Origin of the sequence: Mangrovicoccus algicola, assembly GCF_014903745.1 — a bacterium.
Taxonomy (GTDB): Bacteria; Pseudomonadota; Alphaproteobacteria; order Rhodobacterales; family Rhodobacteraceae; genus Mangrovicoccus; species Mangrovicoccus algicola.
Genome location: NZ_JACVXA010000001.1, coordinates 110,141 through 131,653, shown reverse-complemented (window position 1 = coordinate 131,653; position 21,513 = coordinate 110,141). Strand labels below are relative to the sequence as shown.

General features: G+C 66.6%; 23 protein-coding genes and 1 tRNA gene. 12 read left to right on the top strand and 12 right to left on the bottom strand.

What is annotated here, in order from left to right; all coding sequences use genetic code 11:
* Window positions 1–126: 126 nt before the first annotated feature.
* The 6 genes from infA to ICN82_RS00620 all read left to right on the top strand — a co-directional run bounded on the left by infA (window position 127) and on the right by ICN82_RS00620 (window position 3,831).
* Window positions 127–345 carry a translation initiation factor IF-1 gene (gene infA, locus ICN82_RS00645; protein ID WP_011455993.1) on the top strand — a complete coding sequence of 73 codons (219 nt, stop codon included), beginning with the start codon at window positions 127–129 and terminating at the stop codon, window positions 343–345.
* Between the two features lie 8 nt (window positions 346–353).
* Window positions 354–932 (top strand): Maf family protein, encoded by a 579-nt coding sequence (locus ICN82_RS00640; RefSeq protein WP_193178888.1) that lies wholly within the window; start codon window positions 354–356, stop codon window positions 930–932.
* Window positions 929–1,960, top strand: coding sequence for a ribonuclease E/G (locus ICN82_RS00635; protein ID WP_193178887.1), 1,032 nt, complete (start codon window positions 929–931; stop codon window positions 1,958–1,960). Before ICN82_RS00640 ends, ICN82_RS00635 begins: the two co-directional genes overlap by 4 nt.
* Window positions 1,957–2,124, top strand: coding sequence for a DNA gyrase inhibitor YacG (locus tag ICN82_RS00630; RefSeq protein WP_193178886.1), 168 nt, complete (start codon window positions 1,957–1,959; stop codon window positions 2,122–2,124). Before ICN82_RS00635 ends, ICN82_RS00630 begins: the two co-directional genes overlap by 4 nt.
* Before the next feature lie 85 nt (window positions 2,125–2,209).
* Window positions 2,210–2,284: transfer RNA gene (locus ICN82_RS00625), tRNA-Phe, on the top strand.
* Window positions 2,285–2,634: 350 nt separating this feature from the next.
* On the top strand, window positions 2,635–3,831 hold the full coding sequence (locus ICN82_RS00620) for an MFS transporter (protein ID WP_193178885.1): 1,197 nt from the start codon (window positions 2,635–2,637) through the stop codon (window positions 3,829–3,831).
* A gap of 72 nt (window positions 3,832–3,903) precedes the next feature.
* Here ICN82_RS00620 and lpdA read toward each other — a convergent pair whose 3' ends face one another.
* The 12 genes from lpdA to ICN82_RS00560 form a co-directional block, all read right to left on the bottom strand.
* Window positions 3,904–5,292 carry a dihydrolipoyl dehydrogenase gene (gene lpdA / locus ICN82_RS00615; protein WP_193178884.1) on the bottom strand — a complete coding sequence of 463 codons (1,389 nt, stop codon included), beginning with the start codon at window positions 5,290–5,292 and terminating at the stop codon, window positions 3,904–3,906.
* A gap of 84 nt (window positions 5,293–5,376) precedes the next feature.
* A complete protein-coding gene (locus ICN82_RS00610; RefSeq protein WP_193178883.1) occupies window positions 5,377–5,775 on the bottom strand; it encodes an MAPEG family protein in 399 nt (132 codons plus the stop codon).
* Window positions 5,776–5,854: 79 nt separating this feature from the next.
* Window positions 5,855–6,124, bottom strand: coding sequence for a hypothetical protein (locus tag ICN82_RS00605; protein ID WP_193178882.1), 270 nt, complete (start codon window positions 6,122–6,124; stop codon window positions 5,855–5,857).
* A 216-nt stretch (window positions 6,125–6,340) separates the two neighbouring features.
* A complete protein-coding gene (locus ICN82_RS00600) occupies window positions 6,341–6,934 on the bottom strand; it encodes an outer membrane protein (protein WP_193178881.1) in 594 nt (197 codons plus the stop codon).
* A 470-nt stretch (window positions 6,935–7,404) separates the two neighbouring features.
* A complete protein-coding gene (odhB, locus tag ICN82_RS00595) occupies window positions 7,405–8,901 on the bottom strand; it encodes a 2-oxoglutarate dehydrogenase complex dihydrolipoyllysine-residue succinyltransferase (RefSeq protein WP_193178880.1) in 1,497 nt (498 codons plus the stop codon).
* A 4-nt stretch (window positions 8,902–8,905) separates the two neighbouring features.
* Complete coding sequence (locus tag ICN82_RS00590; RefSeq protein ID WP_193178879.1) at window positions 8,906–11,869, bottom strand: 2-oxoglutarate dehydrogenase E1 component; 2,964 nt, start codon at window positions 11,867–11,869, stop codon at window positions 8,906–8,908.
* Between the two features lie 301 nt (window positions 11,870–12,170).
* Complete coding sequence (gene sucD / locus ICN82_RS00585; RefSeq protein ID WP_193178878.1) at window positions 12,171–13,055, bottom strand: succinate--CoA ligase subunit alpha; 885 nt, start codon at window positions 13,053–13,055, stop codon at window positions 12,171–12,173.
* Between the two features lie 69 nt (window positions 13,056–13,124).
* Window positions 13,125–13,562 (bottom strand): hypothetical protein, encoded by a 438-nt coding sequence (locus ICN82_RS00580; protein ID WP_193178877.1) that lies wholly within the window; start codon window positions 13,560–13,562, stop codon window positions 13,125–13,127.
* 5 nt (window positions 13,563–13,567) lie between these two features.
* A complete protein-coding gene (gene sucC, locus ICN82_RS00575; RefSeq protein WP_193178876.1) occupies window positions 13,568–14,761 on the bottom strand; it encodes an ADP-forming succinate--CoA ligase subunit beta in 1,194 nt (397 codons plus the stop codon).
* Window positions 14,762–15,006: 245 nt separating this feature from the next.
* Window positions 15,007–15,861, bottom strand: a complete 855-nt coding sequence (locus ICN82_RS00570) for a putative nucleotide-diphospho-sugar transferase (RefSeq protein WP_193178875.1) — start codon at window positions 15,859–15,861, stop codon at window positions 15,007–15,009.
* A gap of 79 nt (window positions 15,862–15,940) precedes the next feature.
* The gene (gene mdh, locus ICN82_RS00565) at window positions 15,941–16,903 is read right to left on the bottom strand and encodes a malate dehydrogenase (RefSeq protein WP_193178874.1); all 963 of its coding nucleotides are present in this window, start codon (window positions 16,901–16,903) and stop codon (window positions 15,941–15,943) included.
* Window positions 16,904–17,023: 120 nt separating this feature from the next.
* Window positions 17,024–17,344, bottom strand: coding sequence for a hypothetical protein (locus ICN82_RS00560; RefSeq protein WP_193178873.1), 321 nt, complete (start codon window positions 17,342–17,344; stop codon window positions 17,024–17,026).
* A 341-nt stretch (window positions 17,345–17,685) separates the two neighbouring features.
* Between ICN82_RS00560 and ICN82_RS00555 the strand changes: the two genes are divergently transcribed.
* The 6 genes from ICN82_RS00555 to ICN82_RS00530 all read left to right on the top strand — a co-directional run bounded on the left by ICN82_RS00555 (window position 17,686) and on the right by ICN82_RS00530 (window position 21,483).
* Entirely contained in the window at window positions 17,686–18,567 is an 882-nt protein-coding gene (locus ICN82_RS00555) for an HpcH/HpaI aldolase/citrate lyase family protein (protein ID WP_193178872.1), read from the top strand.
* Complete coding sequence (locus tag ICN82_RS00550) at window positions 18,567–19,115, top strand: NnrU family protein (protein ID WP_193178871.1); 549 nt, start codon at window positions 18,567–18,569, stop codon at window positions 19,113–19,115. The genes ICN82_RS00555 and ICN82_RS00550 overlap by 1 nt, the downstream gene beginning before the upstream one ends.
* Window positions 19,116–19,121: 6 nt before the next feature.
* Window positions 19,122–19,325, top strand: a complete 204-nt coding sequence (locus tag ICN82_RS00545) for a DUF1737 domain-containing protein (RefSeq protein ID WP_193178870.1) — start codon at window positions 19,122–19,124, stop codon at window positions 19,323–19,325.
* Window positions 19,325–20,362: a MaoC family dehydratase gene (locus ICN82_RS00540; protein WP_193178869.1), complete on the top strand. Its 1,038-nt coding sequence runs from the start codon at window positions 19,325–19,327 to the stop codon at window positions 20,360–20,362. Before ICN82_RS00545 ends, ICN82_RS00540 begins: the two co-directional genes overlap by 1 nt.
* Before the next feature lie 340 nt (window positions 20,363–20,702).
* Window positions 20,703–21,101: a succinate dehydrogenase, cytochrome b556 subunit gene (gene sdhC, locus ICN82_RS00535; protein WP_193178868.1), complete on the top strand. Its 399-nt coding sequence runs from the start codon at window positions 20,703–20,705 to the stop codon at window positions 21,099–21,101.
* Window positions 21,102–21,111: 10 nt separating this feature from the next.
* Window positions 21,112–21,483, top strand: coding sequence for a succinate dehydrogenase, hydrophobic membrane anchor protein (locus ICN82_RS00530; protein ID WP_193178867.1), 372 nt, complete (start codon window positions 21,112–21,114; stop codon window positions 21,481–21,483).
* Window positions 21,484–21,513 lie beyond the last annotated feature (30 nt).

The window sequence follows — 21,513 nt, the reverse complement described above, 5'->3', positions numbered from 1 at the left end:
GTGTTTCCCGGTAACATTCGCCTCCCCGGCGATTCGTGCCCTTGATTTGCACGGGGTTTCGGCGCATCTACACGCTGATTCCGGACTCAGTGCCGGAATTTGTATGAAATCAATCATGGAGTGACCATGGCCAAGGAAGAAATGCTCGAATTTCCTGGTGTCGTGAAGGAACTCCTGCCGAATGCGACGTTCAGGGTCGAGCTGGAAAACGGCCATGAGATCATCGCGCATACGGCAGGAAAGATGCGCAAGAACCGGATTCGTGTTCTTGCCGGCGACAAAGTTCAGGTCGAGATGACCCCCTATGATCTGACCAAGGGTCGGATCAACTACCGCTTCAAGTAAGGTCAGGCTTGCGACTGATCCTGGGATCGGGGTCGCCGCGGCGGCGTGAACTGCTGTCGCAGATCGGCATCGTGCCGGATGCGATCCTTCCCCCCGAAATCGACGAGGACCCGCGCGCAGGCGAACTGCCGCGGGTCTATTGCCATCGGATCGTGACCGAGAAGCTGGCCGCCATCCCCGCCGCTGCGGGCGATCTGGTGCTGTGTGCCGACACGACCGTCGCGGTAGGCCGGCGCATCCTCGGCAAGCCCGCCGATGCGGCCGAGGCAAGGGCCTTCCTGCGGCTCCTGTCGGGGCGCAGGCACCGGGCCTTCACCGCGGTGGCGCTTGGCCGCGACGGCGTGACCCGCGACCGCGTGGTGCAGAGCCAGATCCGCATGAAGCGCCTGTCGGAAGCCGAGATCGACGCCTATATCGACAGCGGCGAGTGGCAGGGCAAGGCGGGGGGCTATGCCATCCAGGGTCGCGCCGCGGCCTTCGTCGCCTGGATCGAGGGGTCCTTCACCGGTATCGTCGGCCTGCCCCTGGCCGAGACCTCGGCGCTTCTGGCCAGTTTCGGTTATCCTGTGACGGGAGGGTCCGCATGAACGGATATCAGGTTCTTCTGGGCGAATGGCGCGGCCGCGAGACGGCGGTGCTTCTCGAAGGCGGCGTGATCGAGGACCTTCTTGTCGCACCGGAAGACGACCGCCCGGCCATCGGCGCGATCTATCGCGCGAAGGTCGAGCGTCCGCTGAAGGGACAGGGCGGGGTCATCCTCAGCCTGGGCGGCGGGCAGAAGGGCTATTTCCGGCAGGGTCGCGGACTGGCGCCGGGCGACCGGATGCTGGTGCAGGTGACCGGCTATGCCGAGCCGGGCAAGGCCGTCCCGGTGACGCCCCGCCTGCTGTTCAAGAGCCGCTATGCCATCGTCACGCCGGATGCGCCGGGGGTGAACATCTCGCGCCGGATCCGCGACGAGGATCTGCGCGAGAAGATCGCCGCCATCGCCCATGGCATCGCGCTCGATCCCGGTCACGGTGCCATCCTGCGCTCCGTCGCGGGCGAGGCGGGGGCGGAGGAGCTGGCCGACGACCTGGCCGCCATGGCCGAGCTGGCGGCACAGGTCTGCGCCGATGCGCAGGGCGAGCCCGAGCTCCTGGTCGAGGGGCCTGCCCCTGCCGACCTGGCCTGGCGCGACTGGCCGGAGCCCGACGAGGTCCTGAAGGACGAGGCCGATTTCGCGCATTTCGGCGTCGCCGAGATGATCGACGCGCTGCTGGATCCGCAGACCGCCCTGGACGGCGGCGGTTCGGTCTTTGTCGAACCGACCCGCGCCCTGGTGGCGGTCGATGTCAATACCGGGGCAGACACCTCGCCCGCGGCCGGGCTGAAGGCGAATATCGCCGCCGCCCGCGCGCTGCCGCGGCTCTTGCGGCTCAAGGGCCTGTCGGGGCAGATCGTGCTGGACCTCGCCCCGATGCCGAAGAAGGACCGCACCACCTGGGAACAGGTGCTGAAGGCCGCGCTGCGCGAGGATCCGGTGGAGACCAGCTTCGTCGGCTGGACGCCCCTGGGCCATGCGGAACTGCAGCGCAAGCGCGAGCGCCTGCCGCTGCACGAGATCCGCGCATGAGCTGCCCGGTTTGCGAAAGGCGCGGGGATCCGCGCTATCGTCCCTTCTGCTCCCGGCGCTGCGCGGATGTCGACCTGGCGCGCTGGCTGAACGGCTCCTATGCCATCCCGGCCGAGGAGGAGCCGTCCGGCGAGGACCTGCCCGACTTGCCGCCGCGTCACTGAAGTTTTTCGATTTTCGCTATGGACAGTCCCGGCCGCCTTGCCTAGAACGCCGCAACCCGAGCGGTGAACCAGCCGCTCCGCCCGTGCCCGGGTAGCTCAGGGGTAGAGCAGTGGATTGAAAATCCTCGTGTCGGTGGTTCGATTCCGCCCCCGGGCACCACGCTACCGCAAGGGGCGTTCGCGAAATTTACCAATTCGATGCAAATGAACGGTCATGTCCAGCCAGGGCCGAATGCGATGCTGCGGGCTGATCTTCTGCGGCAGGGCGGGTTTTGCCTTGCGGCCCTTGCGTGCGGGGCGACGGATCGCGGGAGTGGTTCGCGCGGCGGACGGGAGGCTGCGCGGGCGGCGTCATGCATTCTGCGAAGGGCGCCCTTGCAGGAATGGCGATTGCGCTAACGGCCGGATCGTGATGCCCTAGCCTTGCCGCACTGCAGCGGAGCCCTCGGCATGGCCGGGGCCGTCCGGTGCGTTTCCGCAATGACCCGTAATCACAGTTGGGGCCTGCCCATGACCTATCCGGATGCCCAGGTCCGCCGGACCATCCTCGCGCTCGCGCTCGGTGCCTTTGCCATCGGCGTGTCGGAATTCGCCTCGATGGGGCTTCTGCCCTATTACGCCCGCGACCTAGGCGTGTCCGAGCCCGTCGCGGGCCATGCCGTGTCGGGCTATGCCTTCGGCGTGGTGATCGGCGCGCCGGTCCTGGCGGTGCTGGGGGCGCGTGTTGCCCGCAAGCGGCTCCTGACGCTCCTGATCGCCTTCTTCGCCCTGGCCAATGCGGTTGCCGCGCTGGCGCCCACGGCCAATACGCTGATCGCCTCGCGCGTGCTGTCGGGCCTGCCGCACGGCGCCTATCTGGGGATCGCGATGCTGTTTGCCGCCGATATCCTGCCCAAGGGCAAGCGGGCGCAGGGCGTGGCCAAGGTGCTGATGGGGCTGACCGTCGCCAATATCGTCGGCGTGCCGCTGGCGGGGGCGATCGGGCAGGGCTTCGGCTGGCGCTGGTGCTTCGTCATCGTCACGCTGATCGCCGCCGCCTCGGCGCTGATGATCCGCCGGGTCGCGCCGCTGGAACCTGCCGATCCCGCCGCCAGCCCGCTGCGCGAACTGGGCGTGCTGCGCAACCGCGCGGTCTGGCTGACGCTGCTGGTGGGCTCGGTCGGGTTCGGCGGGGTGTTTGCCGTCTATTCGTTCTTCTCCGCCGCGATGATCGACGCGACGGATGCACCCGCCTGGGCGATCCCGCTGGCGCTGGCCGGGTTCGGCCTGGGGGCGACCTTCGGCAATGAGCTGGCCGGGCGGCTTGCCAGCTGGTCGCGCTTCGGCGGGGCGCTGGTGCTGCTGATCGGCATGGCGGCGGCGCCCGTGGCCTATGCGATGGTGATGGGCAACTGGGTGGCGATGACCGTCACGCTGCTGGTGCTGGGGGCCACGGCGGGCCTGGTGATCCCGCTGCAGATGCGGCTGATGGATGTCGCGGCGGACGGGCAGAACCTGGCCGCGGCGCTGAACCACGCGGCCTTCAACTTCGCCAATGCGATCGGGCCGCTGCTGGCCGGGCTGGCGCTGAGCGCGGGCTATGGCTGGGCGGCGACCGGCTGGGTCGGTGCGGTGCTGGCGCTCTGCGGGATCGCCGTGCTGGGCGTGGCCTGGGCGGAATCGCGTCGCGGCGGCCTGCCCGGCGGCGGGGCGGCCGTGCCCGCCTGAGCCCTCTGCGGGGCCCGGACAGAAAAACGCCCGCCATCAGGCGGGCGTTTCTCGTTTCGGGGCAGGGCCGGATCAGGAGTGGATCGGGCCGTCGCCGCAGGCCAGGGCCGCCTCGCGCACCGCTTCGGAGAAGGTCGGGTGCGCATGGCAGGTCAGGGCGATATCCTGCGCGGCCGCGCCGAATTCCATGCCCACGCAGATCTCGTGGATCAGATCGCCGGCCGACGGGCCGATGATGTGGCAGCCCAGGATCCGGTCGGTTTCCTTGTCCACCAGCATCTTGACGAAGCCGTCCGAGGCGAAGACGGCCTTGGCGCGGCCATTGCCCATGAAGGAGAACTTGCCGACCTTGTAGGCCCGGCCCTCGGCCTTCAGCGCCTCCTCGGTCTTGCCGACTGACGCGACCTCGGGCCAGGTGTAGATCACGCCGGGGATGACGTCGTAATTCACATGGCCATGCTTGCCCGCGACCACCTCGGCGACGGCCATGCCCTCGTCCTCGGCCTTGTGCGCCAGCATGGGCCCCTTGATCGCGTCGCCGATCGCATAGATGCCGTCGACGGAGGTCTTCCAATGCGCATCGGTGGCGATCTGCCCGCGCTTGGTCATCTCGACGCCCAGATCCGCGAGGCCCAGCCCGTCGGTGAAGGGGGTGCGGCCGGTGGCGACCAGCACGACATCGGCCTCGACCGTGTGCTCGCTGTCATCCTTCTTCAGCTTGTAGGTGACGCTCGCGCCGCCTTCCTTCGGGGTGGCCGACTGAACCGCGGCGCCCAGCACGAAGTCGAAGCCCTGCTTGGACAGCATCTTCTGGAACTGGCGGGCGACCTCGGCATCCGCGCCGGGGGTGATGCCGTCGAGATATTCGACAACCGTCACCTCGGCCCCGAGCCGCGCATAGACGGAGCCCATTTCCAGCCCGATGACGCCCGCGCCGATCACGACCATCTTCTTGGGGATCTCGGCCAGCTCGAGCGCGCCGGTGGAGGTCACGACGGTCTTCTCGTCCACCTCGACGCCGGGCAGCGAGGCTGGCACGGAGCCCGAGGCGACGATGATGTTCTTGGCGGTATAGGTCTTGTCGCCGACCTTGACCTCGCCGGCCTTCGGGATCGAGCCCCAGCCTTTCAGCCAGTCGATCTTGTTTTTCTTGAACAGGAATTCGATGCCGGTGGTGTTCGACTTGATGACATCGTCCTTGTAGGACTTCATCTGCGCCCAGTCGATGTCCGGGGTGCCCGCCATGATGCCCATCTTGGCGAAATTCTCGTGCATCTCGTGCACTTCGTGAGAGGCGTGCAGCAGGGCCTTGGAGGGGATGCAGCCGATATTGAGGCAGGTGCCGCCGAGCGTCTCGCGGCCTTCGACACAGGCGGTCTTGAGGCCCAGCTGGGCGCAGCGGATCGCACACACATAGCCGCCGGGGCCGGCGCCGATCACGATCACATCATAGTCTGCCATTCTTTCCTCCTGGCGAAACATTGGGGCGTGGCGTTTCGGTATACGGATGTCCACCGGGGGCGGACAGCCCTGTCCTTACAGATGTCATAGAAGCGCCGCCACCAGCATGACAACCGTTGCGAGCCATCCCGCCGACCAGATGCAGGAGCGCCACGGTGACAATCCGCAGTAATAGGCCGGAACATAGAGGATCCGCGCGGCGAGGTAGATCCAGGCACAGGCCGCGGTCAGGGTGCTTGCGGCATCGCCCAGCGTGACGGCGGTGACGGCGATGGCAAAGAGGATGAGCCCCTCGAAATGGTTCTGCAGCGCGCGGGCCAGCCGGGCGGTCCGGGGGCTGACGCGCTCGGCCAGCGGCCCGTCATCGCGCGGTCCCATCGTGACGCCTGGGCCCAGTTCGCGGTTTGCCGGGATGGCGACCAGAAGGAACTGCAGGCATTGCAGCAGGGCGGCAAGGACAAGCGCGGTCAGTTCGGCGGTCATGCGGCAGCTCCGGCAAGGACGGTCGGGGCAGGACCTAATCCGCCGGGGTGATTCAGGCAAGGCGCAGCGGCGGGATGCCTCAGCCGCGGCGCGGCCGCACGGGCGCTGCCTTGCGCGGCGGCACGGGCTGCACCGCCAGCATCCGCATCAACCGCCCCTCGCGATGGCCCAGCACATAGCAGGTCGCATGGCGGGCGGCGACAGCCTCGCGCGCGCGGGTCTCCAGCCCCTGCAGGGCAAGGCGCTGTCCCAGGGCATAGGCATCCGCACCGCCGCCATCGCTGCAGGCGGCGGCGGCCATGCCCGCGCTGAGGACAAGGGGCAGGGGGAGTAGGGCGCGGCATCGCATGGCATGGCTCCTGTGCTGGCCATCCTCCCTGCCATGGAAGGTATCACCAGAGCCTTGATGCGCGCCGCCGCCGATGCCGCGGTGCAGCGCAACACGCGCGGCGCGGCGGGCCCTTGCCGGATTTCGCGGCGTCCTGCCTGTCGCGCGGGCAATGGGCAAAGGAAAAGGGCACCGCTTGCGCGATGCCCTCTCCATGTGATCCTGCGCGGAGGCAGATCAGAAGTGGTAGGAAACCTTGACCACGGCGCTGGTGCCGTCGACATCGGTGTCGCCGCCGTCGAAATCGTCGAAGGCCTGGTACTGGACTTCAGCACCGACCGACAGATCGTCGGTGACCATGTAGTCGTAGCCGACGCCGCCGGTCCAGCCCCAGGATTCGCTGAGACCCTTGATGTCCGTGTAAGCGGCACCACCGGTTGCGTAGATCATCGAACGGCCCATGTCGTAGCCGAGTTTCGCCTTCAGGTGGCTCAGGCTGTTGACGTCATGGCCGTCGAGTTCCAGCGCGGTGCCGTTCATGTCGCCTTCGACACCGTAGACCAGGCCGTTGGCGGAGACACCCTGCCAACCGATATGGGCGCCGCCCAGCCAGTCGTCGGAATCGCCATTGGCCGCGTCGCCATCGGCGTCGAGCCATGCGCCGCCGAACTGGCCACCGGCGTAGAAGCCGTCCCAGAGGCTGCCGATCGGCGCTGCGGCGACGGGTGCCGGTGCCGGGGTGATGACCGGCTCTTCCAGAGCGCCGGCGAAGATCGGGGTTGCGGCCAGGCCGAGGGCGGATGCGGTGGCCAGAGCGTAGACTGCACGCATGTGAGTACTCCTAAGTTTCTCTCAAAAGAGGCGGACGGTTTTCCTGAGCGGTCCGCGTGCGGCTCGAGAGGAGAGATAGACCCGGTGCGGGGGAAAGGAACGGGAGGGGCCGCGTTATCCGCCTGACTGTTGCTCGAATGCCATCAGTCTTTCACATTTAGTTGAGATCGGCGCGATACGCCATCTTCCGCCCAAGACTGAAACATAATATAAGTACCTGATTAAGAATGAAAATATGGTGAGATCCGGTCCATAGCCATCCTGTCAATCCTTCACGATCGCGCAGCCTCCCGGATGGGCCCCCTTGACGAAAAACGGGCGGGAACCGGCGGTATTTCGCCTGCGCCCGTTTCCGGCGGGAGGCGGAGCCGCAGGAGGCGGGGGGCATGGCACAGAATCGCGGGGCGGAGAGGGGCCAAAAAGAAAGGGGCGCCCCGAAGGGCGCCCCCGTCATCCGGCAAAGTGGCGGATCACAGATCCATCAGCAGGCGGCGCGGGTCTTCCAGCGCTTCCTTGACGCGGACCAGGAAGGTCACGGCGCCCTTGCCGTCGACGATCCGGTGATCGTAGCTCAGCGCCAGGTACATCATCGGGCGGATGACGATCTGGCCGTTCACCACGACCGGGCGGTCCTGGATCTTGTGCATGCCGAGGATGCCCGATTGCGGCGGGTTGAGGATCGGCGAGGACATCAGCGAGCCGTAGACGCCGCCATTGGAGATGGTGAAGGTGCCGCCCTGCATTTCCGCCATGGACAGCTTGCCGTCGCGGGCGCGCTTGCCCTTGTCGGCGATCGCCTTCTCGATATCGGCAAAGGACATCTGGTCGACGTCGCGGATGACCGGAACCACCAGGCCCTGCGGGGTGCCCGCGGCGATGCCCATATGGACGTAGTTCTTGTAGACCACGTCGGTGCCGTCGATCTCGGCATTGACCTCGGGGACTTCCTTCAGCGCGTGGACGCAGGCCTTGGTGAAGAAGGACATGAAGCCCAGGCGGGCGCCGTGCTTCTTCTCGAAGAGGTCCTTGTATTCCTTGCGCAGGTCCATCGTCGCCGACATGTCCACCTCGTTATAGGTGGTCAGCATGGCCGCGGTGTTCTGGCTGTCCTTCAGGCGGCGCGCGATGGTCTGGCGCAGCTTGGTCATCTTCACCCGTTCCTCGCGGGCGGCATCCTCGGCGGGCGAGGGGGCGCGCGGCGCGGCCGGGGCGGAGGGGGCTGCCGAGGGGGCGCTCATGGCCTTCAGCACATCGCCTTTCATGATGCGCCCATCCTTGCCAGACCCGGAGACGGAGGCGGGGTCGATGCCCTTTTCCGCCATCATCTTGTTGGCCGAGGGCGCGTTTTCCACGTCCTTGCCGGACGCGGCCGGCGCCGGAGCGGCCTCGGCCTTGGGCGCGGCGGCTTTCGGCGCGGCGCCGCCGGAGCTGAGCACGGCCAGCTTGGCGGTGGCATCGACCGTCGCGCCTTCGGGGGCGATGATCTCGGCCAGGACGCCTGCGGCGGGCGAGGGAACCTCGACCGACACCTTGTCGGTTTCCAGCTCGCACAGCATCTCGTCCTGCGCGACGGTATCGCCGACCTTCTTGAACCAGGTCGAGACGGTGGCTTCGGAGACGGATTCGCCCAGGGTCGGAACCATCACGTCGATGCTTTCGCCCGACCCGGAGGCGGCGGGCGCCTCTTCCTTGGCGGCGGCGGGTGCGGCGGCCGGGGCGGCATCGGAGGCGCCTTCGGAGATCGAGGCGAGAAGCGCATCGACCCCGACCGTGTCGCCTTCATTGGCGACGATCTCGGCCAGGGTGCCGGCGGCGGGGGAGGGAACCTCCACCGTCACCTTGTCGGTTTCCAGCTCGCACAGCATCTCGTCCACCGCGACGGTGTCGCCCGGCTTCTTGAACCAGGTTGCCACGGTTGCCTCGGTGACGCTTTCCCCCAGCGTGGGGACACGGACTTCGGTCGACATTGCTTTAGTTCCCTTCGGTCGTAAGCGCTGCGTTCACGAGCGCGTTCTGCTGTGCCTTGTGCTGGCTGGCCAGGCCGGTCGCCGGCGAGGCCGAGGCGGCGCGCCCTGCATAGACGGGCCGCTTGTGGGTGGCGCCGATCTTGTCCAGCACCCATTCGATATTGGGTTCGATGAAGCTCCAGGCGCCCTGGTTCTTGGGCTCTTCCTGGCACCAGACCATCTCGGCGCCCTTGAACCGCTGCAGCTCCTCCACCAGGCTCATCGCCGGGAAGGGATAGAACTGCTCGACGCGCAGCAGGTAGACATCGTCGATCCCGCGGGCGTCGCGTTCTTCCAGCAGGTCGTAATAGACCTTGCCCGAACACAGCACGACGCGCTTGATCTTGTCGTCCGACACCAGCTTGGTGGGGTGTTCGCCGATATCCGCATGGTCCTTCAGCACCCGGTGGAAACTGGAGCCCTCGACGAAATCCTTCAGCTCGGACACGCACAGCTTGTGGCGCAGCAGCGATTTCGGCGTCATCAGGATCAGCGGCTTGCGGAAGTTGCGGTGCAGCTGGCGGCGCAGGATGTGGAAGTAGTTCGCCGGGGTCGAGCAGTTCGCGACGATCCAGTTATCCTCGGCCGACATCTGCAGGAACCGTTCCAGCCGGGCCGAGCTGTGCTCGGGGCCCTGGCCCTCGAAACCGTGCGGCAGCAGGACGGTCAGGCCCGACATGCGCAGCCACTTGCGTTCGCCCGAGGAGATGAACTGGTCGAACATGATCTGCGCGCCGTTGGCGAAATCGCCGAACTGGCCTTCCCACAGCACCAGCGCATTCGGTTCGGCCAGCGAATAGCCGTATTCGAAGCCCAGGACGGCGTATTCCGAAAGCGCCGAGTCGATCACCTCGTAATGCGCCTGGCCCTCGCGGATATGGTTCAGCGGGTAATAGCGGTCCTCGGTCTTCTGGTCGACGAGGCCGGAATGACGCTGGGAGAAGGTGCCGCGGGTCACGTCCTGGCCCGACAGGCGCACGGGGAACCCTTCGGTCTGCAGCGAGCCGAAGGCCAGCGCCTCGGCGGTCGCCCAGTCGAAGCCCTTGCCGCTTTCGAACATCTCGGCGCGGGCGCCGACGAAGCGGCCGATCGTCTTGTGGGTATGCACGGAGTCGGGGATCTGGGTCAGCGCGCGGCCGATCTCGCGGAAGGTCTCTTCCTTGATGCCGGTCTGGCCGCGCTGGTATTCCTGACCTTCCTGGTCCAGCGAGGACCAGCGGCCATCCAGCCAGTCGGCCTTGTTGGGCTTGTATTCTTTCCCGGCCTCGAATTCCTCGTTCATCAGCGCCTGGAACTGCGCCTTCATGTCCTCGATCTCGCCCTCGGGGATCAGCCCGTCCTGGACCAGCCGCTCCGTGTAGAGCTGCAGCGTGGTCTTGTGGCGCTTGATCTTGGTGTACATCTCGGGCTGCGTGAACATCGGTTCATCGCCCTCGTTGTGACCGAAGCGGCGATAGCAGAAGATGTCGATGACCACGTCCTTGCCGAATTTCTGGCGGAACTCGGTCGCCACCTTGGCGGCATGGACCACCGCCTCGGGATCGTCGCCATTGACGTGGAAGATCGGCGCCTCGACCACCAGCGCGTTGTCGGTGGGATAGGGCGAGGAGCGCGAGAAATGCGGCGCGGTGGTGAAGCCGATCTGGTTGTTCACCACGATATGGATGGTGCCGCCGGTGCGGTGGCCGCGCAGGCCCGAAAGCGCGAAGCATTCCGCCACGACGCCCTGTCCCGCGAAGGCCGCATCGCCATGCAGCAGGATCGGGATGACCGCGCGGCGTTCCTTGTCCGACAGCTGGTCCTGCTTGGCGCGCGCCTTGCCGAGGACGACCGGGTTCACCGCCTCCAGGTGCGAGGGGTTCGCGGTCAGCGACAGGTGCACCGAGTTGCCGTCGAATTCGCGGTCCGAGGAGGCGCCGAGATGGTATTTCACGTCGCCCGAGCCATCCACGGATTCAGGCTTGAAGCTGCCGCCCTGGAATTCGTTGAAGATCGCGCGATAGGGTTTCTGCATCACGTTGGCGAGGATGTTCAGGCGGCCGCGATGCGGCATGCCGATCACGACTTCCTTGACGCCCAGATTGCCGCCGCGCTTGATGATCTGTTCCATCGCGGGGATCAGCGCCTCGCCGCCGTCGAGGCCGAAGCGCTTGGTCCCCATGTACTTGACATGCAGGAACTTCTCGAAGCCCTCGGCCTCCACCAGCTTGTTGAGGATGGCGCGGCGGCCTTCGCGGGTGAAGGTGATCTCCTTGTCGAAGCCCTCGATCCGCTCCTTCAGCCAGCCGGCCTGCTCGGGATCCGAGATGTGCATGTATTGCAGGGCGAAGGTGCCGCAATAGGTGCGCTTGATGATCGACATGATCTGGCGCATCGAGGCCAGCGGCAGGCCCAGCACGTTGTCGATGAAGATCGGGCGGTCCATGTCGGCATCGGTGAAGCCGTAGGATTTCGGATCCAGTTCCGGATGCGGCGTGACCTGGCGCATGTTCAGCGGGTCCAGGTCGGCCACCAGGTGGCCGCGGATCCGGTAGGCGCGGATGATCATCAGCGCGCGCACGGAATCCAGGACGGCGCGCTTCACCGCGTCATCCGAAACGGAGACGCCCTTCTCGGCGGCCTTGGACTTGATCTTGTCGCCCGCGGCTTTCATCTCGACGGCGGGGCTGGCCCATTGGCCGTCCAGGGCCTGGGTCAGGTCGTCATTGGGGGTCGGCGGCCAGTCCATGCGGCCCCAGGAGGGGCCTTTCGCCTCGGCGGTCACATCGGTCCCGGCATCCCCGAGCGAGGCGAAGAACTCCGCCCAGGCGGCGTCCACGCTGGACGGGTCCGCTGCATATATCGCGTAGAGCTGTTCGATATACTCCGCATTCTGGCCCTGCAGAAAGCTGGAGGCATGGAATATGTCGTTCTTGCTCATTTCGGTCATGGCTGTGCCTCTCGGGGGTTGCATCCCAATGAATTCGGTGCGGCGGCGCCCGGCAGGGCCTCTGCGGACGATATGCTGTCAGATAAGGTCGCGGGACCGGATGTCAGCACCTGGACATCGCGGAACTGCCAGCGGAACCCGTGCGGCCGGCGCGCCACGGGGGCGGCCGGCTGCATGTCACGGGCTCTGATCGCGTTTCCTTGTCCCATCGGGGAGAGGTAGCCTCGGGGTGGTAAAGAAAGACAGACCGGCGGTCTGCGGGCGGGAATGCGGCGCGCGGTTTCCCGCGCGCCTGCGGAATTTACTTGCCCATTGCCTTCAGAACGGCCTCGCCCAGCGTGGCGGGGCTGTCTGCGACGATGATGCCGGCCGCTTCCATCGCGGCGATCTTGTCCTCGGCACCGCCCTTGCCGCCGGCGACGATGGCGCCGGCATGGCCCATGCGGCGGCCCGGAGGGGCGGTGCGCCCGGCGATGAAGCCCGCGGTCGGTTTCCAGCGGCCGCGCTTCTTCTCGTCGGCCAGGAACTGCGCCGCGTCCTCTTCGGCCGAGCCGCCGATTTCGCCGATCATGATGATCGCGTCGGTCTCGTCATCGGCCAGGAACATCTCCAGCACGTCGATATGCTCGGTGCCCTTGATCGGGTCGCCGCCGATGCCCACAGCCGAGGACTGGCCCAGGCCCAGATCGGTGGTCTGCTTCACGGCCTCGTAGGTCAGCGTGCCGGAACGCGACACGACGCCGACGCGGCCGCGGCGGTGGATATGGCCCGGCATGATGCCGATCTTGCAGGCATCCGGCGTGATGACGCCCGGGCAGTTCGGCCCGATCAGGCGGGACTTCGAATCCACCAGCGCGCGCTTGACCTTCATCATGTCGAGCACCGGGATGCCCTCGGTGATGCAGATGATCAGCTCCATCTCGGCATCGATCGCCTCGAGGATCGAGTCGGCCGCGAAGGGCGGCGGCACGTAGATGACCGACGCGTTGGCTTCGGTCACGTGCTTGGCTTCGTGCACGGAGTTGAAGACCGGCAGGTCCAGATGGGTGGTGCCACCCTTGCCGGGGGTCACGCCGCCGACCATCTTGGTGCCGTAGGCGATCGCCTGCTCGGAGTGGAAGGTGCCCTGCGAGCCGGTGATGCCCTGGCAGATGACCTTGGTGTTTTCGTCAACGAGGACAGCCATGTGGCTTCTCCTGTATTCGTGCGGTTGACCGCGTTCATTCGGGGCAGGCGGTTCCGCCTGCAAACTCACTTACGGAAAGATCACCTCGGCGAAACCGACGCCGCCGCGGGTGCCGCTGCGCATCGATGTGTTCGCCGGTGCCGAAATCCGGGCGACCAGGTTTCGGACGGTGCTTTCCTCGACCGGGAAGATCGGTGTCACGCCGACGATGCAGCCCTCGCGGGTCTGCTTCGCCGAGACGACGGAGCGCCCAAGCAAGTTGGGATTGTCGATCTTGGCCTGATAGCCGTTGCGAACCGGGGAAAACCCGCGCGTTCCCAGGCTATCCAGCCCCGTGCCCTTCTGGCAGGCCGACAGGGCCTGCGAGAAGGAGGCCTGCACGGTGTCGGTCATCAGCGGCTTCTGCCCCATCGGGCCGGATGCCGCCTGACCGTCCGCGCCAACCTCGCCGACCGCACAGGCGGTCAGGCTGAGCATGGATAGGACAATCGCCGTTTTGCCGAGCATTCCCATCAGCCTTTGACGGCCTTCACGATTTTCTCGGCGCCGTCGGACAGGTTGTCGGCCGCGATCACGTTCATGCCGGAATTCGCGATGATTTCCTTGCCCTTCTCGACATTCGTGCCTTCGAGACGGACGACCAGCGGGACCTGCAGGCCGACTTCCTTCACCGCGGCCAGAACGCCCTCGGCGATGACGTCGCAGCGCATGATGCCGCCGAAGATGTTGACCAGGATGCCCTTCACGTTCTTGTCGGACGTGATGATCTTGAAGGCCTCGGTCACCTTCTCCTTGGTTGCGCCGCCGCCCACGTCGAGGAAGTTGGCAGGCTCGGCACCGTAGAGCTTGATGATGTCCATCGTCGCCATCGCCAGGCCCGCGCCGTTGACCATGCAGCCGATCTCGCCGTCCAGCGCGATGTAGTTGAGGTCGAATTTCGAGGCGGCCAGTTCCTTGGCGTCTTCCTCGGTCTCGTCGCGCAGCGCGGCGATGTCGGGATGACGGTAGATGGCGTTGCCGTCGAAGCCCAGCTTGGCGTCCAGGACCTTCAGGTTGCCGTCGGTCATGACGATCAGCGGGTTGATCTCCAGCATCTCCATGTCCTTCTCGACGAAGGCCCGGTAGAGATCGCCCATCAGCTTGACGCACTGCTTGACCTGCGCGCCGGTCAGTCCCAGCGAGAAGGCGATGCGGCGGCCGTGATAGGGCTGGTAGCCGGTGGCCGGATCGACCGAGAAGGACAGGATCTTCTCGGGGGTGTTCGCGGCGACTTCCTCGATGTCCATGCCGCCCTCGGTGGAGCAGACGAAGGAGATGCGCGACGTCACGCGGTCGACCAGCAGCGCAAGGTACAGCTCGGTCTCGATGTCGGAGCCGTCTTCGATGTAGATGCGGTTGACCTGCTTGCCGGCCGGGCCGGTCTGATGCGTGACCAGGGTGCGGCCCAGCATCTGCTTGGTCAGTTCCTCGGCCTCCTCGACCGATTTCGCCAGGCGCACGCCGCCCTTCTCGCCGGCCTCGGCCTCCTTGAATTTGCCCTTGCCGCGGCCGCCGGCATGGATCTGGGCCTTGACGACCCAGAGCGGGCCTTCGAGTTCACCTGCGGCGGTCTTCGCCTCCTCCGCTTTCAGTACGACGCGGCCATCGGACACCGGAGCGCCGTAGCTGCGAAGAAGGGCTTTCGCCTGGTATTCATGAATGTTCATGAAAGCTGTCCCGTCCTGTGCAAGTTGTGCCCCTGTCTAAACACCACGCGGCGCGACCTTTGAACCGAAAATCTGTCGCATTTGACGCGTCGGGGGCAGAAACCCGTATTTGTGATCACACGTCCGAATGGTGTGATCACAAATCGGCGCAGCTTGCAGGATCATCAAGCGGTACTGGCGAAATTGCGCCGAAGCCGCCGCTGCGCCCCTGCCGGGACCTGCGAATCACCTCGTTCCCCGGCCGCTCAGCCGCGCCCGCCCAGCCGCGCGGCCAGCCAGTCGCGGCCCCGGAACAGGATATTGTCATATTGCGGGGCGGGGACGCTTCCCCTTGCGCCGGGGGTCAGCTGCCGGTCGGCGCCGATCAGGCGCTGCACGTGCCGCACGAAGCCGCGGCCATAGATCTCCTCCGGGCGCACCGGCGTCCGGTCATCCTTCATCCGCGCGACGAAGCCGGTATGGTGCAGCACCCTTGGCGCGGCGAATTTCGAACCGCCATACTGCCACAGCGTGCGGTTGCGGACATTGTATTCGGGCGGAAGCACATGCAGCCGCAGGTCGCTCTGCCACAGCATCTCGCGGAAGACCGGCTGGTCGCGCTTCATGTCGTGATCGATCATGGCCTGCTGGCAGTCGCGCAGGAATTGCAGCACCGGCGCGCTGCGGCGGATCGCGATCATGCCGCCATTGATCTGCGGAAAGGCGTTGGGCAGCGGCATGCGCCAGGGTTTCCAGGCAAAGCCCTGGTTGCGGTTGGTGGCCTGCACCGCCGCGATGTCGTATTTGCCCAGGACGAAGAACACGTCCGACATGTCGCCCAGCACGACGAGATCGACATCCAGGTAGATCGTGCGGTCGAAGCGGGACTTGATCAGCGCCTCGAACTTGGGGCGGAACCAGCTTTTCTCCAGCCGGTGCACCTGCCCGAAGAGCGACGCGTCCACCTCCTCGTCGGTGAAGATGTCGACCTCGAAATCCGGGTTCGACCGGCGCAGGCTGCGCGCCGCGGCTTCGGCGGCGGTGGCATATTTGCGTCCCGATGCGGCAAGGACGAACCCGCAGCTGGCGGGGGCAAGGCTTTCGGGGCTGGCCCAGGGCATGGTCTCTCCTCACGCAAAGGGGGCCGCAGATGCGACCCCCTTCGTGAAAGCAACTCCCCGCCGGGAGCGCAAGCCCGGATCAGGCGAGCGAGCCGTCGATGCCCTTGCAGGCGTCCATCAGGCCCTTCACGGCGTTGACGGAATTGTCGAACATGACTTTCTCGTCCTTGTCGAGCTTGATGTCGACGATCCGCTCGATCCCGCCTGCGCCGATCACGGTCGGCACGCCGACATACATGCCGTCGAGGCCGAATTCGCCGCTGCAATGCGCGGCGCAGGGCAGCAGGCGTTTCTGGTCCTTCAGATAGGCTTCGGCCATTTCGATCGCCGAGGTGGCGGGCGCGTAATAGGCGGAGCCGGTCTTCAGCAGGCCGACGATCTCGGCGCCGCCGTCCCGGGTGCGCTGCACGATCGCGTCCAGCTTGTCCTGGGTGGTCCAGCCCATCTGCACCAGGTCCGGCAGCGGGATGCCCGCAACGGTAGAGTACCGGGTCAGCGGGACCATCGTGTCGCCATGGCCGCCCAGCACGAAGGCGGTCACGTCCTTCATGGAGACGCCGAATTCCAGCGAGAGGAAGTGGCGGAAGCGGGCGGAATCAAGCACGCCGGCCATGCCGCAGACCTTGTTCGCGGGCAGGCCCGAGAATTTCTGCAGGGCCCAGACCATCGCGTCCAGCGGGTTGGTGATGCAGATGACGAAGGCGTCGGGTGCATGGGCTGCGATGCCCTCGCCGACCGACTTCATGACCTTCAGGTTGATGCCCAGCAGGTCGTCGCGGCTCATGCCCGGCTTGCGCGGCACGCCGGCGGTGACGATGCAGACGTCGGCGCCCGCGATATCGGCGTAATCCGTGGTGCCGGTCATTGCGGCGTCGAAGCCTTCGGACGGACCGGATTCGGCGATGTCGAGCGCCTTGCCCTGCGGAATGCCGTCGGTGATGTCGAACAGAACGACATCGCCCAGCTCCTTCAGCGCGACGAGATGGGCGAGCGTGCCGCCGATTTGTCCCGCGCCGATCAGGGCGATCTTGGGTCTGGCCATGATGATCCTCTCCAGTCCTTGACGTATGTTGCGGATTGCCTAGTCGCTAAGTCATTTCCGTGCAAGACGGCTCTGCGCGGCAAGTCGAAGCAAAACGGCACCGGCGGGAGGGGACCGGGTTCAGGCGTCCTCGCCCGGGCGCAGCAGCTTGTCGCCGAGCAGTTTCTCGTAGGCCTGGCCCGAGGCGATCAGGCAGGTCATGCCGTCGGGCATGGTGACGGTGATCGTCCAGGTGCCGGTCTTGTCCGAGGCGAAGACCTCGACCAGCGAGTTGTTGGCGCCCAGTCCGACGCTCTGCCGGGTCTCGCCGTAATTGCCCGACAGCCGTTTCAGCACGTCGCCGCGATCGGCGCAGTTGCGTGCCGGCTGGTCCGCGGCCCGGGCGGGGGCCATGCCCGCGACGATGGCCGCGAGGCACAGGCTTGTCAGGGATATCCTCATTGCTACGTCCTTTCCCAAAGGGGCGCAGCCCTTGCGCAGGCCGGGCGCCGGAGAGGGGCGCTGGAAAGGGCACTGCGAAGGCGCCGCCCCGGTTCTAGGTCACTCCGGGTGCTCGGGCCGGTTCGTCGCGCCGGGATGTCGGGCTTCCTTTCGGCCCCTGCCGGCGGCAGAAGCCTGGGCGCCGGGGTTCGAAGATCAGGTAAACACGGCGCGCCCGGGATCCGCATGGCTTCGTAAAACTGTCATGGTCCGCCCCCCGGGACGGCGATGCGGCAAGTGGCCGCGAGCGTTTTCCGGCTGCGCAATATAAGTACAAAACAGGCACCCCGAAGGAAAGAATCATGGACCAACGTGCGCGCCCCTATCGTTCCACACTCTATATTCCCGGCTCGAAGGCCCGGGCGCTGGACAAGGCGCGGCGCCTTCCGGCGGATGCGATCATCTTCGACCTCGAGGATGCCGTTGCCCTGACCGAGAAGCAGGCCGCCCGCGACCTGCTGCGGCAGGTGCTGGAGGAAGGCGGCTATGGGGCGCGGGCAAAGATCTGCCGGATCAACGGGTTCGACACCGAATGGGGGCGCGACGACCTGGCCGCGATGGCGGCCTGCGCGCCCGATGCGATCCTGATCCCGAAGGTCGAAAGCCCCGAGCCGATCCGCATGGCGGCCGCGATGCTGGAGGACGTGCCGGGCTGCGAAGCGACAGAGATATGGGCGATGATGGAAACCCCGCGCGGGATCCTCAATGTCGGCGAGATCGTGCCGGCGCCGCGCATGGGCGGGCTGGTCATGGGCACGAATGACCTGGCCAAGGAACTGATGATCAGAAACCGGGCAGACCGCGAACCGCTGCTGACCTCGCTGCAGCTGTGCCTGCTGGCGGCGCGGGCGGCGGGGCTGACGATTCTCGACGGGGTGTACAATGCCTTCCGCGATGCGGAGGGCCTGGCCGCGGAATGCGCGCAGGGCCGCGACATGGGCTTCGACGGCAAGACCCTGATCCATCCCGACCAGATCGCCGCCGCCAATGCCGCCTTCGCCCCCTCGACCGAGGAAATCGCCACGGCGCAGCGCCAGATTGCGGCGCAGGCGGAGGCCGCCGCCTGCGGCGAGGGGGTCGCCGTGGTCGACGGGCGCATCGTCGAGACCCTGCATATCGTGACCGCGAAACAGACCCTGGCGCGCGCCGCGGCCATCGCCAAGCTGGAAGAGGGGGTCGCCTGATGGCCTGGCTTGCCCTCATCGCCGGGATCGCGCTGTGGGTCGGGGCGCATCTCCTCGGCAGGCTCGCCCCTGCGCGGCGCGAGGCGATGGGCCGCTCCGGCCGCGGGATCGTCGCCGCGCTGGTCGGGCTGTCGGTGGTGCTGATGGTGCTGGGTTTCCGCGCGACGCCCTATGTCGCCGTCTGGACGCCGCCCGCGCTGATGACGCATCTGAACAACGTGCTGATGCTGGGCGCCGTCTTCCTGTTCATGCTGGGCCAGACCAAGGGCGGGCTGGCGCGGCGCATCCGCCACCCGATGCTGAGCGCGGTCAAGCTCTGGGCGGTGGCGCATCTGATGGTGAATGGCGATCTCGCCTCGATCCTGCTTTTCGGCAGCATGCTGGGCTGGGCCGTGGCGTCGGTCATCGTCATCAACCGCGCCGAGCCGCATTGGGAGAGACCGGCCGAGGACCGGCGCGGAGATCTCAAGGCGGTTCTTTACGGAATCGTCTTCTATGCCGCCGCGGTCGCGGTGCATGTCTGGACCGGCCACTACCCGATGGGATGAGAGACCATGAAAATCTATCGCTTCCTCACCGAGGATGACACCTCCGCCTTCTGCCACAAGGTCAGCGAGGCCCTGTCGAAGGGCTGGGAGCTGCATGGCGATCCGCAATATGCCTTCGACGCCTCCAACGGCGTGATGCGCTGCGGCCAGGCGGTGACCAAGGAGATCGACACGCCCTATACGCCGGAGATGAAACTGGGGGCGCAGTGATGGCCGCCAAGACCGGCTCCGGCCGGTTCTTCGAGGATTACGCGGTGGGGCAGGTGATCGACCATGCCGTGCCGCGCACCGTGTCCGGAGGGGAGCGCGCCCTGTATCACGCGCTCTATCCGGCGCGGCACGCGCTGCACTCCTCGGACGTCTTCGCGCAGGCCTGCGGGCTGGCCTCTGCGCCGGTCGACGACCTGATCGCCTTCCATGTCGTCTTCGGCAAGACGGTGCCGGACATCTCGCTGAACGCGGTCGCCAATCTGGGCTATGCACAGGGCCGCTGGCTGCGCCCGGTCCGCCCCGGCGACACGCTGCGGGCCAGCTCCGAGGTGATCGGCCTGCGCGAGACCTCCAATGGCCGCTCCGGCGTGGTCTATGTGCGCAGCCGCGGGCTGAACCAGCATGGCGACCCGGTGCTGGACTATGTCCGCTGGGTGATGGTGCGCAAGCGCGATCCCGGGGCGCCGGCCCCCGCGGCGGTCCTCCCCGAGCTTGATGCCGTGATCGATCCCGCGACGCTGGCCGTCCCCGCGGGGCTGGATTTCACCCGCTACGATTTCACCCTGGCCGGCGAGCCGCACCGCATGGCCGACTACCGGCTGGGCGAGATCATCGATCATGTCGACGGCGTCACGCTGGAGGAGGCCGAGCACATGATGGCCACCCGGCTGTGGCAGAACACGGCGCGGGTGCATTTCGACGCCACCGCCCGGGAGGACGGCCGCAGGCTGATCTATGGCGGCCATATCCTCAGCCTGGCCCGCGCGCTCAGCTTCAACGGGCTGGCGAATGCCCAGATGATCGTCGGCCTGAATGCCGGGGCGCATGCGAATCCGGCCTTTGCCGGCATGACCGTCCGCGCCTGGTCGCAGGTGCTGGACAAGGCGCCGACCGCCGCGCCGGGGGTCGGCGCCATCCGGCTTCGGCTGGTGGCCGGGACGGGCCCCGCGGCGCCGGGGGAGCTGCGCGACGCAGGGGGGCGCTACCTGCCCGGGATCTTGCTGGACCTGGATTACTGGGCGCTGATGCCGGCGTGATGCGGCGCGGCGCGGCCGCAAGGGGCGGCTTCGCTGCGGGAGGAGGCATTGCGGCTGCCGTTGCGCCGTACCGGCAGTTCGGGGCGGGATCTCCCCTCCGCCCCGCCGCCGCGGGGCGTTTCGACTCATCTCGGGCCGTCCCGGGGCCGGCAGGGGAGGGACTCTTTTGGTCGGATTTGGTTTGTGATCACACGATTGGTGGGCGTGATCACAAATCCACGCTGTTAGCGCCAATTGCGCCAAAAGATCGCGCTTTTGCGATTGTGGGGCGGATGACATCGGAGCAAAAGGTGCTAAGACCGATGCCACGACCAAAGGCGAACTTCCGAGAGGGCAACCCATGGCAGATGTGAACCGGGGAAACCGGCCGCTTTCCCCATTCATGATAGGACAGTACTACCGTCCGCAGATCACTTCCGTGTCGTCGATCATGGTGCGCATCACCGGGATCGCCCTGCTGTGCCTGAGCATCCTGCCCGTGGCCTGGCTGCTGGCCGCCTCGGGGTCGGGCTCCGCCTTCGCCGGATGGGACGGGTTCCTGCGCAGCTGGTTCGGCTACCTGATCATGCTGGGCGCGCTCTGGGCGATGTTCTATCACCTGCTCGGCCGCCTGCGCCACGTGATCTGGGATCTCGGCTACGGTCTGGACCTCGAGATCTCCAGGAAGATGGGGATGGGCATGTTCGTCCTCGCCACGGTCCTGACGGTCCTGGTCGTTCTCGGCTTTCTGATCTTCTGAGGGGCGCATCATGAAATACATGACCGATCGCAAGCGCGCGCAGGGACTGGGGTCCGCCCGGGGCGGCACGCAGCATCACTGGCACATGATGGTCAGCTCCATCGCCCTGGTCATCGTCCTGCCGGTCTTCATCATCACCTTCGGCATCGGCCTCGGCGGAAGCCACGAGGAGGTCATGGCCTATTACAGCCGTCCCTTCCCGGCGCTGGTGATGGCGATCACGCTGCTGGTGGTCGTGAACCACACGATGAACGAGGCCGTCGAGGCAGTCGAGGATTACGTGCACGGCACCGCGCAGAAGCTGGCGCTGGTGGCGGTGCGCTGCTTTGCCTACCTGCTGATCCTCGTCGGTCTGTTCGCGGTCGCCCGTCTGGCGCTCTAATGACATTGCCGGGCGCGGGCGGGGCAGCGT